We start from the raw sequence: 16,476 nt of genomic DNA, 5'->3' as shown, positions 1-16,476 counted from the left end.
CTTAATCGGATACATAACTTTAGGCTCCTACGCCAATGCTAATAGAAAAAAAGAGGTAATTCTGTGAGAAAACTATTGCTCTGTTTGTTTATCACCATTGGTTCCATTAGCGTCAGCCCTCTACAGGGACATCACATTGTTAACGCCCAGAAACCCATACCTCCCTATGCAAAGTGGGGCACCCTTGCGATGAAAAAAACACATGAAAGATATCCACATGCCGATATCATTGATTATCTTCATATCGGCCGCCGTTCCGGTCCACGGACCTCAACAGAACGGTTCAAGCTTTGGCTAAAAGACAACAAAAAAGAATTTGGCGTCTTTATCAATATTGAATTTAACACGCAAACCGAAAAAGTAGTTAAAATTACTTTTAAAGAAACAAAAAAATAGAACGATTTTAAAAGGGGCATTCTTCCATATGTTCCTTTTTCTTTATTCTCCTTCGCTTACAGCAGCCCTCTCATTTTTTCCAACGTATTTTTCGATAATTCTACATCTATTACGAATCCTCCTCCTATTATGATGCTTTTTCATAAATAATTGGCGGTTTTTGTAACGCCTTCCCCACCAGTGACGTTTTTATTATTGATAACAACTTGGCAGTGAAAGTAGGTGCTAAAATTTATGCCTGAATCTAAGAAACCACAACAAGGAAACGACGGTAACACTCCTTCCATCGAAGAAATTTGTACAACGACCTGGGAACCGGTTTATCGATATATCTATTACAAGGTCCAAAATCGTGAGGAAGCTGAGGATATCACGCAGGAGACATTTGTAAAAGCGATTTCTTATTTACAAAAGGGCCAAATACATCCCGATAAGTATATTGGCTTTTTAAAAACAGTCGCCCTGAACGTGCTGCGTGACTTATGGAGAAAGAAAAAACGACGCGGACCAACTGTTGATATTGACTTATATCATCCCATCGATCACTCAGCTCCCGATCCCTCGGAAACAAGCACAGAGCGAATGCAAATTGAAAATGCACTTATCCAATTAAATAAAGAACAGCGGACTGTGATTGAGTTACGGATTATCAAAGGCTATTCCGTGGCCGAAACCGCCAAACTTATGAATAAAAAAGATGTTACCATCCGGGTCATGCAGCATCGGGCATTACAGGCTCTTGCTAACATCTTAAAATCCAATAAATAGATGGGAAGTGAACAACCTATGGATCACAAGGAAAAACAATTATCTGATTTTATTGATCGTTTGAATGCAGAGCAGCGACCTGCTGAAGACGACTATGAATCAGATTCCCCAGATATGGACGAACTTTTTCAAATGGTAAGAAGAGTCAAACGTTTAAAGGAACCCGTTATGCCCGAAGCAGATTTTCAAAAGAGGCTAACAAAAGCGGTTGAACTGCAATTAATCCAAAAGAAACCTACTAAAAAAAGAAAATGGCTTTGGCTGACTAGTATTGCCAGTGTCGCAGCCATTTTGGCGCTGATGATCAATTTTCTGTTCCCCTTTGGCAACGCCAATATCGTGAATGCCATGGAGGAGGCTTTCAATGATGTGCAAGCCTACCATGGAACGCTTGAAATAGTCGAAACCAACGCAAATGGAAATTCGACGACCCAAGCAAAATTAGAAGTTTGGGCTAATAAAGACGGAAATTACTATATTAAATGGTTGGAAGGTTCAAATAAAGATGTCATTACCGTTAATAATGGACAGAAAAAATGGCAAATCCAGCCTACAAATAAACAAGTTCAGGTATTTTCAGCCTTTCCTGATGCATACCGGTTTATATTTGAACTGGGTAACGAAATTAAAGGAGTTAAGGCTGCCTTGTCTACTAAAGTGGTTGGCGATGATACGGTTGCTGGTAGAAAGGCAACCATTGTTGAAGTTACTCCAAAGGGCGGTTCGCCTTACCGCATTTGGATTGACCGGGAAACAAAGCTGCCATTGCAAAAACAAACGGCGATGCAAAATGCGATCCAATATAGAATAACGTACACAAAAATGGACTTTAGCAAAAAGATACCAGATGAACTGATTTCTTATCATGTACCTGAGGGCTTTAAGGTGATCGATACAAACCCTGAACAAGTGGTAACTGACCTAAATGAAGCGAAAGCGGCGGTTGGTTTTACGCCAAAAACAGCGAAGGCCATTCCAGCAGGGTACTTTCTGAAACAAATAACCGTTATCCCTCAGCAAAAAATCGTAAAAATGTATTATCAGACAAAGGATAAAGCGCAAACGATCATTTTTGTTCAAGGGAAAGCCGTTGCCAAATTCACGCCTGCACCAACAGCTATTTTAGGAAAAATCAATCAGAATAACGTTGAAATCCAGTCACCTATTACTGAAGATGCCGGAGTTCTTGGTGGAGGTAGTTTATATGCAGGCATATCTAATGTAAGTTCAATCCGTTGGCAACAAGATGGAGTTGAATTCGCCATTGTTGGCAATGCTTCATTAGAAGAATTAGTTTCGTTTACGGAGGAATTAACCAATGGAGTATTGGAGATACCATCACTTGATGATCAAACGAAACCACAAGTGACAGTTCCATATGACATAACAGTTGAAGAAAATGACCAAAAGAGTGTCGATGCAGGTAGCTCGCCTTGGAAACTTGACCCGGTATTTACGACACAGGTGTTTGTCAGTCTAAAAATTTCTCCGCAAGGGATTAGCGGTGACTATCCAATCAATAGCACTGAATTAAAGATTGTGAAAAATGATGGAAAGGTGGCGATTGTTGAAGTCAGTGGCGATAAATCGCCCATTAAGACCGTTTATTTAAAACGGGTAGTGAGACAGGATGCGACAGGAATTTGGACGGTCGTTGGATACGACCCGGTAGAGTAAAATTTAAGTGAACTCACTAAGGAAGAGCTTAGTGGGTTCTTTGTATGGTAGGTGGCCTTTCGAAAAAAGCAGTAATTTGGCCTATGAAGGTCCCTATTCTAGCTGGCTGGCTCAGTTTTCAGCATTATCTTTTTGATGAGGACCTTTTCTTCTGTGGACCAGCCCACTTTTGGTCTTCATCCCTTTGATGAAGACATAATATAAAAATCTCTTACAAAAACCTTGCCAGCATGAATGGCAAGGTTTGCTCGTTTACCTCTTCGATTGCCAATTGGCTGCCAATCCGGCATATTTCCTTACAGCTTTCTGCCAGACTGAAAATCCATATTCCATCGTCGATAATGTCAGGCCTAACCAGGCAAATAAACAGGAACCCGGATACATTTCAAATGGGGCTGCTGGTTCAGTCAAGCCAATTTTTCCATTTTCCTGCTTGTCTTCAACGAGTTGATGCCGCTCTGGTTTACGTTCTAATTGGATGGGCGCACGCATGGTTTCCAAAGAACCTTCCATAAGGTTGTCAGCTGCTTCAACCTTTGGCAAGCTAGCAATAGCCAACTCCGCAGCCTGATGCGACCCTGCCATTGACTTCATCGCCTCAGTAATCACCCTCGCTATTTCCTCTTTTGAAAAAACCTTGATGGAAATCCAACCTCGTGAATCTACTTGGTAGCCATGTTTTTGAATGGTTTCCTCTGACATGTACTTTCCGATTACATAGCCATTCCCACTTGGATGCAATTGTGTTGCTAATACCTGCCCTTTTTGTTTACTTTCAGGATAAACAAAGCTGACTCTTCCATTACTAATCTTCTTTTCTTTCAACTTAAATGAATGAAAAATTGCCTTTTTTTCCTCAAAAGATAACACTTGAATGAACTCCCTTCCAAAGCCTAATTCATACCGTTACCATCTATATCAAATAATAAGAACAACCAGATTTTTTCGGAAACAACAATTCAAGTATAATATTTCCATTTACCTTCATTATAGCAGATAGTATTTCAACAGGAATAAACTGACGCTATTTTCTTTTCCCACACCTTCTCCGATTAGCCACTAAGAACAATGGGTCAGTTTTGACAAGATTGTGAATGTTTTTGACTGTTAAAGAATGTTATTGAAAGTTTTTGATTGATTTTTGTGGGTAATAGCAGTAAGATAAGAATATCAAATAAATGAAAGCGTTTTAGGAGGTGGCACATTGTTAGAAACTGAACGCCATCAAATGATAATAGATGCATTAAAGAACAAGAATACCGTCAAGCTACAAGAGCTTGTGGAACTAACGAATTCATCAGAATCAACCATTCGCCGTGACCTAACACAATTAGAGGAAGGCAAATTTCTGAAACGAGTTCATGGCGGAGCGGCCCGGCTTCAAGGAAAGCTTCAAGAACCCAGTATGACGGAGAAATCATCCAAAAACCTTCAAGCTAAACGAGTAATCGCTCAATATGCAGCTGGTTTAGTCGAAGAGGGCGATTGCATTTACTTGGATGCAGGATCTACCGTCTTGGAAATGATTCCGTTTCTTCCTTCTACTATTGTAGTTGTCACGAATGGACTTATGCATGCCAATGAACTGCTCGACAAAAAGATAAAAACATTTTTAATAGGTGGAAATATTAAACCGACAACGAAAGCGATGATCGGCCGCGGTGCATTAGAAAGCCTAACACACTATCGTTTTGATAAATGCTTTATGGGAGTCAATGGCATTCATCCCCAATTAGGATTCACTACACCAGACCAGGAAGAAGCCATGATCAAACAAGAAGCGATATCTTTATCGCGTGAAGCGTTTGTTCTAGCAGATGAGACCAAGTTCTCAGAAATTTCCTTTGCAAAGATTGCCGATCTTCACGCCGCAACCATTTTAACAAACGAGTTAGACGTGGAAACGAAAGAGCAGTACGGTAGTAAGACCAAAATAAAGGTGGTAACTTCATGATTTACACATTAACGTTAAACCCATCTCTCGATTACATGATCGAACTTGACCAAATTCATCTTGGGGAATTGAACCGAACCAGCAGTGAGACCAAACTGCCTGGTGGAAAAGGGATTAATGTCTCCCAAGTTTTAAAAAGATTAGATGTGAAAAGTATCGCTCTTGGATTTTTAGGCGGTTTTACCGGGGATTATATTGAGTCCTACTTAAAATCACAAGAGATTAGCACCGAGTTTGTGAGAGTAAGCGAAGATACACGAATCAATGTAAAACTAAAGTCTGATACAGAGACGGAAATTAATGCAAAAGGACCTAATATCACAAGTGAAAACTTTGAAACGCTAAAGAGAAAAATTCATGAACTGACCTGTGAGGATATCCTCGTCTTAGCTGGAAGCATTCCGTCGACCATGCCAGCGACTACGTATGAGGAACTGGTGAAAATTTGTAATGAAAATGGGACTAAATTTGTCGTCGATGCCGAGGGTGACTTGTTAAAAAAGGTACTCCCATTAAAACCCTTCCTTATCAAACCGAATCATCATGAATTAGGGGATTTATTCAATACCGTGATCACTACGTGCGAAGAGGTTATTCCTTATGGGAGAGAGCTCATTACCCAAGGTGCTCAAAATGTGATTGTCTCCCTTGCCGACCAAGGTGCCGTCCTTATTACGAAAGATCTCGCCATGATTGCCACTGTTCCTAAAGGGGAAGTAAAAAGTTCCGTGGGTGCAGGCGACTCAATGGTCGCTGGTTTTATTGCCACTTATAAAAAAACAAATTCGATTGAAGAAGCGTTTCGATATAGCGTCGCAGCCGGCAGTGCAACGGCCTTTTCAATCGGCTTATGCACTCGTGAAAAAGCCGATGGTTTACTATCTCAAGTAATGATAGAAAAAAGACAATTACGAGGAGAATGATGATGAGAATAACAGAGCTATTAACCAAAGACACCATCCATCTCAGTCTAACAAGTACGGAAAAGCTAGATGTTGTGGAAGAATTGGTAACAGTATTAGATGCTGCAGGGAAACTGGCCAATCGATCTGATTTTAAAAAAGAGATTTTAAAAAGAGAACAACAAAGTACAACGGGAATCGGCGATGGAATTGCCATTCCCCATGCCAAAACAAACGCAGTCAAACAGGCAGCGATTGCATTTGGAAGGTCTACGGGTGGCGTAAACTATGAATCTCTAGATGGTCAACCAGCCCACCTCTTCTTTATGATTGCTGCCACTGAAGGAGCAAATAATACACATTTAGAAGCGCTCGCTCGACTTTCTTCTATCTTAATGAAAGAAGAAGTTCGAAAACAGCTTTTCGATGCGAAATCAGAAACTGAGGTATTAGCCATCATTGAGAGCTATGATCAAGAGGAAGCTACGGAAGATCAATCCATGACCGGCAAGAAACAATTTATTGTCGCCGTAACAGCCTGTCCAACCGGAATCGCCCATACGTATATGTCAGCCGATGCATTAAAAGCGAAAGCAGCCGAGATGGGGATTGATATTAAGGTCGAGACAAACGGATCAGGTGGCGCTAAGAATGTCCTCACTACTGACGAGATTGAAAACGCTGTTGCGGTGATTGTTGCGGCCGATACTAAAGTGGAAATGAATCGGTTTAATGGAAAACATGTGATTGAAGTGGCAGTGGCTGACGGAATCCGTAAACCTCAGCAGTTAATTGAACGAGCCTTAAAACAAGATGCACCGATCTATCATGGAAGCGGTAACGCGGGTGAAAGTGTACAAACTGGAAGAGGCGTGGGTGCTACCATTTACAAGCACTTAATGAGTGGCGTCTCTAACATGCTTCCATTCGTTGTCGGTGGAGGAATTTTAATCGCGATCAGCTTTATGTTCGGCTTTAATTCTGCTAATCCTGATGACCCCACCTATAATGCTTTTGCTGCTGTATTAAAAGCCATTGGCGGTGACAATGCCTTTGCCTTAATGGTACCAGTATTGGCTGGATTTATCGCGATGAGTATTGCAGATCGTCCCGGCTTTGCGGCAGGTATGGTCGGTGGAATGCTAGCGAGTAGCGGTGGTGCAGGGTTCTTAGGTGGACTGATTGCCGGTTTCCTAGCAGGTTATTTGGTTGTTGGATTGAAAAAAGTATTAGTTGGTATACCATCATCTTTAGAAGGAATAAAAACGATTCTATTATATCCACTTTTAGGGATTGCTTTAACTGGTTTTATCATGGTTTATGTCATCAACAAACCAGTCGGTGCCCTCAATACCGCTATTTCTGATTGGTTATCCAGTCTCGGAACTGGAAATGCTATTTTACTTGGTATACTTTTAGGGGCAATGATGTCAATTGATATGGGTGGCCCAATCAACAAGGCAGCCTATGTGTTTGGAACTGGATTATTAGCAAATGGCGTCTATGAACCTATGGCAGCAATTATGGCAGCCGGAATGGTTCCTCCATTAGGAATTGCAATTGCTACGACTCTATTTAAGAAGAAATTTAGTCAACAAGACCGTGAAGCTGGGAAAGTAAACTATATTATGGGATTATCGTTTATTACAGAAGGGGCGATTCCATTTGCTGCCGCTGATCCCCTTCGTGTCATCCCATCTGTCATGGTTGGTTCAGCTGTTGCCGGCGCATTATCGATGATGTTTCATATAGGACTTCGGGCCCCTCACGGTGGCGTGTTCGTGATTCCACTTGTTGATGGAGGCTGGCTGTTATACCTATTAGCCGTAGTAATCGGTGCGGTTGTTTCTGCCTTATTACTTGGCTTCTTGAAAAAGCCTGTTGTGAGTTAAACAATAAAAATAGTCGGGGCTGTCCAAAAAGTCAGGTAACTGACCATTGGGAGCCCCGACTATATTTAATTTTCCAGCTGGTTAAATGGATCGCTGATTTCCGCTCCAGGTGCTTCGCGTTCGTTTCTTTCATTCAGTCAGACTATCTTTTTTGGGTTTGAGAATCTTCCATTCTACTACTATGAAATTAACCAGTAACCCCACCCAAATATTCACATTTAACACTTCCTCAACCATCATCATTCTACCTCCAGGAAGGGAAAACCGATGTAAAGCCGCATAGGCTAACAGCAAAAACGGTACCAATAAGCGCGCACTGACCGCAACTAAGGTAACAGCAAAACTACGAATCATCCATTTACGATGCTCCGCAAAGCGTTTTTTTAGCGCGGTTCTGTATCCTTTCCAACAAGTATAAATCCAGATCATCGCTAAGACGAGAAACGAAATAGCCTTAGAAAAATTATCTACATAGAAAAGATAGACCAAAGCAATTCCCCCGCTTAGAAAGACACTGCCCACATACACTCTTCCTAGATTACGATGGAGCTTTGGCGCCTTGATTCGTATCGATTCGAGGAACTGAAAAAAACCTGAAATGAGTGCCACACAGGCCGTCCCAATATGGGCAACGAGCAGTGGAAATTGTAGACTTGATGGTGTCATCGACACTCGACTATTCCCCGGATCGAAGGTCAAATATGGTGCCACAAAAGGACTCATGACTCCAATAGAAACGATCACTAATAGCCACCAACCTTTACTTGCTTTCATCCTGTTCGTCACCCCCATTTTTCTTTTGTCAGCCATCAGCATTCACCACTTTATTATGTTTCATCTCGTTCTTCTCCCTTTTATTTTCAATTTCTCCATTCCCCTTGATAAAAAGATTCAGTTCTCTACACATTAAAGCGATACCCAACGCCCCAAATGGTCTCAATATATTGTGGTTTGGACGGCTCTGTTTCAATTTTTTCGCGTAATTTGCCGATAAACACGGTGACAGTCGCATAATCCCCCAATGAATCCATGCCCCAAATTTTTTCAAATAATTCTTCCTTACGAAACACCCGATTAGGATGCAGGGTCAGAAATACTAGCAGGTCAAACTCCTTCGAGGTAAACGGGACTTCCTTTTCATTCACAAAGACCTTTCGTGACTGCTTATCGATGCGGATGCCTCTGATCCTAATTTCATCCGTTTTTCGCTCTTGGTAATCTGTTACTAAGCGATCATATCGGGCAAGATGGGCCTTAACCCTGGCAACCAACTCACCGACACTGAACGGTTTGGTCATATAATCATCGGCTCCAAGACCGAGACCACGGATTTTATCAATCTCTTCCTTCTTGGCGGAGACCATCAAAATCGGGATGTTTTTCACCTGACGAATCTGTTGGCAGATGTCAAAACCATCGATATGGGGCAGCATTAGGTCGAGAATGATTAAATCATATTTCTCCACTAAAGCCTTTTTCAGACCAACGTCTCCACTTGTCGCGATTTCCACCTCAAAGCCGCTAGACTCTAAATAATCCTTTTCTACTTCCACAATTACCTGGTCGTCCTCGATGATTAAGATCCGTTTCACTCATACTCACTCTCCAGTTTGCTTTTTGGCAGTGTAAAATACATGCTGGTTCCTTCACCAATCTGACTTTCCGCCCAAACGCGGCCACCTTGCCCTTCGATTATTTGTTTAGCAATCGCTAATCCAAGCCCGGTCCCTCCTGTTTCAGAATTCCTAGACGGATCAGCTCGATAAAAACGGTCAAAAATATGCGACAATGCTGCGCTATCAATGCCTGGTCCATTATCATGAATGCTGACGATAGCTACGTCGAGCCCATCCATTAACTCCAAACGAATTTCCTTGTCGGGCTTGTCCATATATTTTACGCTGTTGTCAAAAATGTTCAGAATGACGCGATGCAATTTGTCACGGTCAGCCATGACTAAAACTGGCTGATTACTGAGAATAGGAAAGGTGATCTTGATGGTCTCCATCCGTGGATCAAGTTGTAATTCCTCCACACAATCTCGTAAATAAGCATTCAAGTCCATTGTTTCCAAATGAAACGGCAGCCGTTTCAGATCAAGTTTGGAATACAACATCAATTCATCGATCAAAAGATCCATATCTTCTGCCTTTTTGGCAATCATATTCATATATTTTGCCCGTTTTGGACCAGTATCGGCAATTCCGTCCTGTATGCCTTGCACACACGCTTTGATTCCGGTAATCGGCGTTTTCAGATCATGAGAAATATTAGACATTAATTCTTTACGATTTTCCTCATACTTTATTTGGAGCTGAATAGACTCCTTTAAACGGATCCGCATGTCTTCAAAGGCAGCTCCTACCTGGCCGATTTCATCTTTTCGATTCAGGTTCACTTCATAATCTAGATTCCCTTCCTTCATTTGTTCTGCACCATGTTTTAATGTAATTAGTGGCTGGATAAAACTACGAGATACAAAAAAGGTCAGCAAGCCATTTGTTAACCCGATGACCACAAGTAAGGATAGCAACAGTAACGGGAAAAACTTTCTTACTTCCTTAAATATCGGCTCCATATCAGAAAGTAAATACACCGTGCCGGTCGTTCCGTCTTTAAAGGTAACATCGTAGGTTTCTAGCGATAGATGCCCATCGATTTTCTTCCCCCACTGGTCTTGGTGCTGATTGGTTTCGAGCTCTTGCAGCGGTTGCTCAAGATCAAGCTGATTTAGTAATGGTGAAGTGAAGAGTACTTGCTTATTTTTCATGACAACCAGTCCTGTATACAAACGATTCAATTGTAAATCCGTGTCCTTGAGGAACTCGTTGTCCATGAAATGGTCAGGGGCTGTTTCTGTCATAAACTTTACCCCGGCGATCAGATCTTGTCGTTGATTCGCCAGTTCCCAAAAGGCAGGGATCCGCTTTCCATCCCCTGTCCCTGCTATATCCTTATAAAAACTAGTAACCAGCGTAGCTGCAATGGCAGCAAATAGAACGATAGGGATAAAGGTCATCGCGAGATAGGAAAATAACAATCTCGTCTTGATCGACATAGGCAAATCTCCTTAACAATTTTTTTCTTGAATATGCGATTTAACATGTAGAAAGACTTACTACTATACATGCTACCTTCCATATCTAAACACCTTCTAAACTAATTCTAAAAAAAGTATAAAATTGTAGCTTTTGTTCACCATTTTATTATTATTTCTTAAAATAAGCTAAAAAACATTGACCTATGCTGTAGAATAGCTATAATCTAAGTGAGTAATCACTCATTCATTTTCCCGAAGGGGGTATTAAGATGTCAGCATCGATATCGATAAAGAACGTAAGCAAAAGTTTTGGGAAAAAGGTCGTTTTGAACAACATCAGCTTATCTGTGGAACCTGGTCAAATATATGGCCTGATTGGTCCTTCAGGCTCAGGTAAAACAACTTTGGTAAAACTGATTGTCGGAATGGATCGTCCCTCTGAAGGATTGGTTCATGTATTAGATACACCTGTTCCAAACCTGAATTTATTGCAAGAAATTGGCTATATGGCACAAGCCGATGCCTTATACACCGATTTAACCGCGGAGGAAAATTTAGCCTTCTTCGCGTCGCTATTCAAACTAAGTAAAAAGGTCCAAAAGGAACGAATCGCCTATGCGGCAGATTTAGTCAATCTTACCGACCATCTAAAAAAGCGAGTTCAAGATTATTCTGGTGGGATGAAACGCCGCTTATCACTAGCAGTAGCCCTCATTCAAGATCCTCAGGTCCTTGTCCTAGATGAACCAACAGTGGGCATTGATCCTGAACTGCGACAATCGATTTGGGCAGAGATCCAGCGCTTAAAAATGACAGGCAAAACGATTTTGGTAACGACACATGTAATGGATGAAGCGGAAAAATGTGATCGTCTGGCCATGGTCAGAGACGGTGAGATTATTACGAGCGGAAGTCCACAGGAATTGAAGGAACATTATGGAATTACATCATTAGAAGAAGTCTTTTTGAAAGCGGGAGGTGAGAAGAAATGAGAATCCTAGCACTACTCAAGCGGATTATCCATCAAATGGTACGTGACAAACGAGCCTTAGCCATGATGATGGTCGCGCCATTATTGATTCTGACCTTACTTCATTATTTACTAAGTAGCAATACCGTTGACCCAAGGCTTGGCGTTACAGGTGTGGATGAGACGCTTGTCAGCCAATTAAAAGATAAAGATATCATTGTTAAACAATATGATGCCCAAGCCAATTTAAAGCAGGTCATCAAGGATGATGATCTAGATGGATTTCTCCAATTCGACGGTGATCACATTAACCTTACGCTGATAAATGAGCAGCCATCCGCAGCAAAGGCCTTACAGATGCAAGTCACACAAGCCATCGCAGCTGAAAATGCTAAGGAGCAGGCCGCAAAAATAACCACCTTCATTCAAACTATTCAAAGTAAGTTGCAGGGAGCACCAATCAAGTTAGATCAAACAAAGGCACCTGCCATTTCGACAAAGTTTATTTATGGAAATGAGGATACAACCTTTTTTGATCAGTTAAGCCCGATCTTAGTTGGTTTCTTCGTCTTCTTCTTCGTCTTTTTGATTTCGGGGATTGCTTTATTGCGCGAACGAACCACTGGTACACTTGATCGATTATTAGCCACCCCTATTCAACGACGAGATATCGTATTTGGTTACTTGTCAGGCTACGGTTTATTCGCGATTATCCAAACATTGATTGTCGTCTTCTATGCGGTCAAAGTATTAGATATTATGCTAGTCGGCTCCTTATGGAACGTGATCATTATTAATTTATGCTTAGCACTTGTCGCCTTGTCCCTAGGGATCCTTCTATCCGCATTTGCTAATTCTGAATTTCAAATGATGCAATTTATCCCGATTGCCATCATCCCACAAGTCTTTTTCGCCGGTATTTTTCCCGTTGAAGGAATGCCAGAGTGGATGCAAGTGATTGCCAAATGTATGCCGATGTACTATGGCGGCGATGCCTTGGTCAGCGTAATGTACAAAGGCTTAGGCTTAAGTGATATTGGCATCGATCTTCTAGTGTTGTTAGGTTTCGCACTCGTGTTTATTGTCTTAAACGTGATCGCTCTGAAGAAATATCGCAAAATCTAGTTTATGCAACGATTTTGATCAGTTTATTCACTTTTCCTTTTTTATTAAAAATGATATAAAATGAAAATAGATGAATGGGAATAAAGGAGTAAACAATGATAGAAGAAGAAGTGATGATCCAACAGCTATTTGATGAAAATAAATTAACGGATAAACAAAAAAAGATCCTGATTGCTGCGATAGAATCCTTTTCGGAAAAAGGCTATGCTTCTACTTCCACAAATGAAATTGCCAAAAAAGCTGGTGTGGCCGAGGGAACGATTTTCCGTCATTATAAAACCAAAAAGGATTTATTGATGTCGATTGTGGGTCCAATCATGACAAAATTAATTGGTCCCTTTATTGTGAACGACTTTAATAAAGTGCTTGATCAACCATACGAACGAGTAGAAGATTTTTTGCGGGCAGCGATTGAAAATCGCCGAGTGGCTTTGATGAAGCTCCTCCCTGTTATTAAAATCATGCTGCAGGAAATACCATTCCAGCCTGAATTAAAGGAACAGTTTATTGAACAAATTGCGAAGAATATTTTTCAGCGTGTTTCTACTATCATCAAACACTTTCAAGAAAAGGGACAATTAATTGAACTGCCACCTGAAAGTGTGACAAGAATGGCGATGACAAATATTTTCGGCTATTTGTTTTCCCGTTATATTTTATTCCCCGACGGCGACTGGGATGACGAACTAGAAACCGAGCGTACGATTGAGTTTATCATGAATGGCTTAGGGAAAAAATAAAGGAAGAAAGCCCAGCAAGAATAATTGCTCGGCTTTCTTTTTATTACGTACTCTACCGATTTCCTGCTTTACGATGAAAAGTCGCTGTCGCCCATACGATCGCCCCGGCAAGGATTAGCACACACCAGCCAATTGCCCACCAAATATGATCCCCAACCGCATTACCTGACAGTAGTGCCCTAATCGTTTCAATGACTGGTGTTATCGGCTGATTTTCGGCCACTGTTTGGAGCCAATTTGGCATCGTCTCTGTTGGAACAAATGCGCTCGATAAATACGGCAAAAATAATAAGACAAACCCGTAGCCACTAGCCGCTGCTGGGGAACCAGCAACAAGGCCGATCGCCGCATAGAGCCAGGTAAGGGTCAAAATGAACAAAATAATAATCGCTACTGCTGCTAACCAGGCTGTTATACTAGTAATCGGCCGATACCCTACTAGTAAGGCCACCCCAATAACCACCCCGGTTGCTACAAGATTGCGACAAAGGCTTGCTACCACATGTCCTGTTATCACATGGATGCTAGGAATCGGCATTGTTCGGAAGCGATCAATAATCCCATTCGTCATATCGGTTGCCACATCCACAGCTGTACTAGATGACCCATAGCCGGCACACAACAAAATGATGCCAGGCACCACATAATTCACATATTCCCCGCCCGGATCAATGGCACCACCAAACACATACGTAAATAACAGCATGAGCATAATCGGTAAGACAATCGCCATAATGAGAGCCTCAGTATTTCGCAAACTATGGAGCATACTCCGCCAAATAAACACGGAACTACTTACATATAACGAATTTTTTCTAATTGGTGCGGTCTCGGTTGTCATCGAAGTGATTCCTCCCTTTCTTTTGTCGTTAGATTTAAAAATACATCCTCTAAACTAGGTCTCCGTATGCTAATCCGTGTCCCTTCAGATGTCGTGTTTTTTTCCAAAGAATCTAATATTTGCTTAATCTCATGAATACTACCACCTGTTGGAATTTCCTTGATTACCACATCATGTTCGTCACGCAATTCAACTACTTCTCCCCCAATTTGCGATTTCAGGTCATCCGCCGTACCGTGGGCGACTATTTTTCCAGCATGAACAACGGCAATGGTATCAGCCAACTGATCAGCCTCCTCCAAATATTGGGTGGTTAGAAAGACAGTTACTCCCTCATCCGTTAATTGAAGAATGGCATCCCACAAGGTTCTCCGGCTTCGTGTATCAAGACCCGTCGTCGGTTCATCTAAAAACAGGATCGGTTTATGGACCACCAAGCTGACGGCAAGATCCAACCTGCGGCGCATCCCTCCTGAGAAGGGTTTTACTCGTTTTGATGCAACCTCTGTTAGATCAAATTGCTCGAGCAGCTCGCGAGCTCGTGCACGTGACTCCGATCGTGAAAGTCCTGACAATCTGCCCATCATCCACAAATTCTCCTCAGCGGTTAACATCTCATCAATGGCGGCAAATTGACCTGTGAGACTAATAGCCTGTTTGACCTCCTCTTTTTGGCTGATAATATCATAGCCTGCAATCCGTGCGCTCCCCGCATCAGCGGGAACTAATGTAGAAAGTATATGAATTAATGTCGTCTTCCCGGCCCCATTTGGTCCGAGCAAGGCAAATATTTTTCCGACTGGAACTTCAAGATCGATTCCATTAAGAACAACCTTATCCGCAAATTTCTTTTTTAAGCCGGAGATTTCAATCGCTAATTGAGTCATGATAGTCCTCCTTCTTTCCTAAATTTACACTGTATATACCATAAACAGTTTATTGCATACACAGTATATTACATATACAATAACTCTGCAACTACATTTTTTATGTATACAATCTCTTTTTTTCAAATCATATTCATGATAGTTCGTCACTTTGGTGATGTATGTATAAAGGATGGTGAAAGAAATGGAGCACCAAAATGGGGATAACCTTCCTAAGGGTGTGGCCTTGAGCTGGGGATTAATCAAACAGTCGCAACGTGGTCCAAAACGAGAATTAAGTATCCAGCAAATTATCGACGCAACGATTGAGATTGCAGACAAAGAAGGTCTCTCAGCCGTTTCCATGAGCCGCGTGGCCTCTACACTAGGATTCACGGCGATGTCGCTCTATCGGTATATCCCAAGTAAAGATGATTTACTTTTACTTATACAAGATGCAGTCTGTGATATTTCTCCCCTTGCCGAGGAGGCAGATTCGGATTGGCGTGAAAAAATGCGCCAATATGTAAAGGCATCAATAGAAATCATCCAGAAACATCCTTGGTTCATCGATATCCCGATTTCAGGGGTCCCGATAATGCCAAATCAGCTCAAAATGGTTGATAGAGGGCTACGAACCACTCGTGAGCTGCCCCTAAATGATTTTGAGAAAATGTCAATTGTCCTTCTCCTTAGCGGTTACGCACGTTCTTGTGGATTGATTATGAAAGATATGGATCGGGCTGTCCAAGCAGGGATGAAGCCTAGTGAATTTTCTGGTCTTGCATACAGCGGCGCACTCAAGGAGCTGGTTACCTCCGATGGCTTTCCCGATTTATATCCCGTCTTAATGTCAGGGGCTTATACGGAAGAAAATCAAGCAGCAAACACCGTAGGAGACGATTTTGCATTTGGACTTGAGCGGATTCTTGATGGAATTGAGCATTATCTCGAATCAAAAAAATGATTTGGGATTAGAAAGTTTCAAAATGGCTAGTTTTTAAAATCCTCTTTCAGACGGGGATACATGGAGTCCTGATTATTCTCAGAAATTTGGATTCCCTTAAAGTAAAAAATAAAAGAAAGCGATGCTGGATCCCAGTATTGCTTTCTTAGATGAACTGATATGATTTGCTTTCCTATGCAATGCCATCGTAACACAGCATTTTTTGTCATATTTCAGGGAGGATTTTACAGCTAGACGGCCCCTTTCTGAGGAAGTCTACGTAGATCACTCTTCTAGTATGGATTTGACCATACTCGACTATTATTTTAGCTTAGGTATTCAATCTACTAAATTTTACC

Annotated in this window: 16 protein-coding genes; 10 read left to right on the top strand and 6 right to left on the bottom strand. The window is 41.6% G+C overall.

Annotated elements, in window-relative coordinates:
- Positions 1-63: 63 nt before the first annotated feature.
- From TY15_RS17265 to TY15_RS17255, 3 genes are all read left to right on the top strand, one after another.
- Positions 64-396, top strand: coding sequence for a YqzG/YhdC family protein (locus TY15_RS17265; RefSeq protein WP_040206011.1), 333 nt, complete (start codon positions 64-66; stop codon positions 394-396).
- Between the two features lie 234 nt (positions 397-630).
- On the top strand, positions 631-1,164 hold the full coding sequence (locus tag TY15_RS17260) for an RNA polymerase sigma factor (RefSeq protein ID WP_040206009.1): 534 nt from the start codon (positions 631-633) through the stop codon (positions 1,162-1,164).
- An 18-nt stretch (positions 1,165-1,182) separates the two neighbouring features.
- Entirely contained in the window at positions 1,183-2,841 is a 1,659-nt protein-coding gene (locus tag TY15_RS17255) for a LolA family protein (RefSeq protein ID WP_040206008.1), read from the top strand.
- 252 nt (positions 2,842-3,093) lie between these two features.
- Here the strand turns inward: TY15_RS17255 and TY15_RS23275 are convergent, their stop codons facing one another.
- Positions 3,094-3,711, bottom strand: a complete 618-nt coding sequence (locus TY15_RS23275; protein WP_052353822.1) for a hypothetical protein — start codon at positions 3,709-3,711, stop codon at positions 3,094-3,096.
- A 334-nt stretch (positions 3,712-4,045) separates the two neighbouring features.
- On the opposite strand from TY15_RS23275, the gene TY15_RS17245 reads away from it, so the two are divergent.
- Genes TY15_RS17245 through TY15_RS17235 form a run of 3 tightly spaced genes read left to right on the top strand, consistent with a single transcriptional unit; the run spans position 4,046 to position 7,589 of the window.
- A complete protein-coding gene (locus TY15_RS17245; RefSeq protein WP_040206006.1) occupies positions 4,046-4,795 on the top strand; it encodes a DeoR/GlpR family DNA-binding transcription regulator in 750 nt (249 codons plus the stop codon).
- Complete coding sequence (pfkB, locus tag TY15_RS17240; RefSeq protein ID WP_040206005.1) at positions 4,792-5,718, top strand: 1-phosphofructokinase; 927 nt, start codon at positions 4,792-4,794, stop codon at positions 5,716-5,718. The genes TY15_RS17245 and pfkB overlap by 4 nt, the downstream gene beginning before the upstream one ends.
- Positions 5,719-5,720: 2 nt before the next feature.
- Positions 5,721-7,589 (top strand): PTS fructose transporter subunit IIABC, encoded by a 1,869-nt coding sequence (locus tag TY15_RS17235; RefSeq protein WP_040206004.1) that lies wholly within the window; start codon positions 5,721-5,723, stop codon positions 7,587-7,589.
- Positions 7,590-7,718: 129 nt separating this feature from the next.
- Here the strand turns inward: TY15_RS17235 and TY15_RS17230 are convergent, their stop codons facing one another.
- The 3 genes from TY15_RS17230 to TY15_RS17220 form a co-directional block, all read right to left on the bottom strand.
- Positions 7,719-8,399 carry a DUF2306 domain-containing protein gene (locus TY15_RS17230; protein WP_244440951.1) on the bottom strand — a complete coding sequence of 227 codons (681 nt, stop codon included), beginning with the start codon at positions 8,397-8,399 and terminating at the stop codon, positions 7,719-7,721.
- An 89-nt stretch (positions 8,400-8,488) separates the two neighbouring features.
- Positions 8,489-9,181, bottom strand: coding sequence for a response regulator transcription factor (locus TY15_RS17225; protein WP_040206003.1), 693 nt, complete (start codon positions 9,179-9,181; stop codon positions 8,489-8,491).
- Positions 9,178-10,647 carry a sensor histidine kinase gene (locus TY15_RS17220; RefSeq protein WP_040206002.1) on the bottom strand — a complete coding sequence of 490 codons (1,470 nt, stop codon included), beginning with the start codon at positions 10,645-10,647 and terminating at the stop codon, positions 9,178-9,180. The genes TY15_RS17225 and TY15_RS17220 overlap by 4 nt, the downstream gene beginning before the upstream one ends.
- 251 nt (positions 10,648-10,898) lie before the next feature.
- Here TY15_RS17220 and TY15_RS17215 point away from each other — a divergent pair, with 251 nt between their 5' ends.
- The 3 genes from TY15_RS17215 (at position 10,899) to TY15_RS17205 (ending at position 13,464) form a co-directional block, all read left to right on the top strand.
- On the top strand, positions 10,899-11,621 hold the full coding sequence (locus TY15_RS17215; RefSeq protein WP_040206001.1) for an ABC transporter ATP-binding protein: 723 nt from the start codon (positions 10,899-10,901) through the stop codon (positions 11,619-11,621).
- Positions 11,618-12,724 (top strand): ABC transporter permease, encoded by a 1,107-nt coding sequence (locus tag TY15_RS17210; protein WP_040206000.1) that lies wholly within the window; start codon positions 11,618-11,620, stop codon positions 12,722-12,724. The genes TY15_RS17215 and TY15_RS17210 overlap by 4 nt, the downstream gene beginning before the upstream one ends.
- A 95-nt stretch (positions 12,725-12,819) precedes the next feature.
- Positions 12,820-13,464 (top strand): TetR/AcrR family transcriptional regulator, encoded by a 645-nt coding sequence (locus tag TY15_RS17205; RefSeq protein ID WP_040205999.1) that lies wholly within the window; start codon positions 12,820-12,822, stop codon positions 13,462-13,464.
- Between the two features lie 52 nt (positions 13,465-13,516).
- On the opposite strand, the gene TY15_RS17200 is transcribed toward TY15_RS17205, so the two are convergent.
- On the bottom strand, positions 13,517-14,305 hold the full coding sequence (locus TY15_RS17200) for an ABC transporter permease (RefSeq protein WP_096911863.1): 789 nt from the start codon (positions 14,303-14,305) through the stop codon (positions 13,517-13,519).
- A complete protein-coding gene (locus TY15_RS17195) occupies positions 14,302-15,192 on the bottom strand; it encodes an ATP-binding cassette domain-containing protein (RefSeq protein WP_040205997.1) in 891 nt (296 codons plus the stop codon). Before TY15_RS17195 ends, TY15_RS17200 begins: the two co-directional genes overlap by 4 nt.
- 184 nt (positions 15,193-15,376) lie before the next feature.
- On the opposite strand from TY15_RS17195, the gene TY15_RS17190 reads away from it, so the two are divergent.
- Complete coding sequence (locus TY15_RS17190; RefSeq protein ID WP_040205996.1) at positions 15,377-16,138, top strand: TetR/AcrR family transcriptional regulator; 762 nt, start codon at positions 15,377-15,379, stop codon at positions 16,136-16,138.
- The last annotated feature ends 338 nt before the right edge of the window (positions 16,139-16,476 follow it).

This window comes from Neobacillus jeddahensis (assembly GCF_000612625.1).
In the GTDB taxonomy this organism is placed as follows: Bacteria; Bacillota; Bacilli; order Bacillales; family Cytobacillaceae; genus Neobacillus; species Neobacillus jeddahensis.
This window is presented reverse-complemented; position numbering and strand designations above follow the sequence as displayed.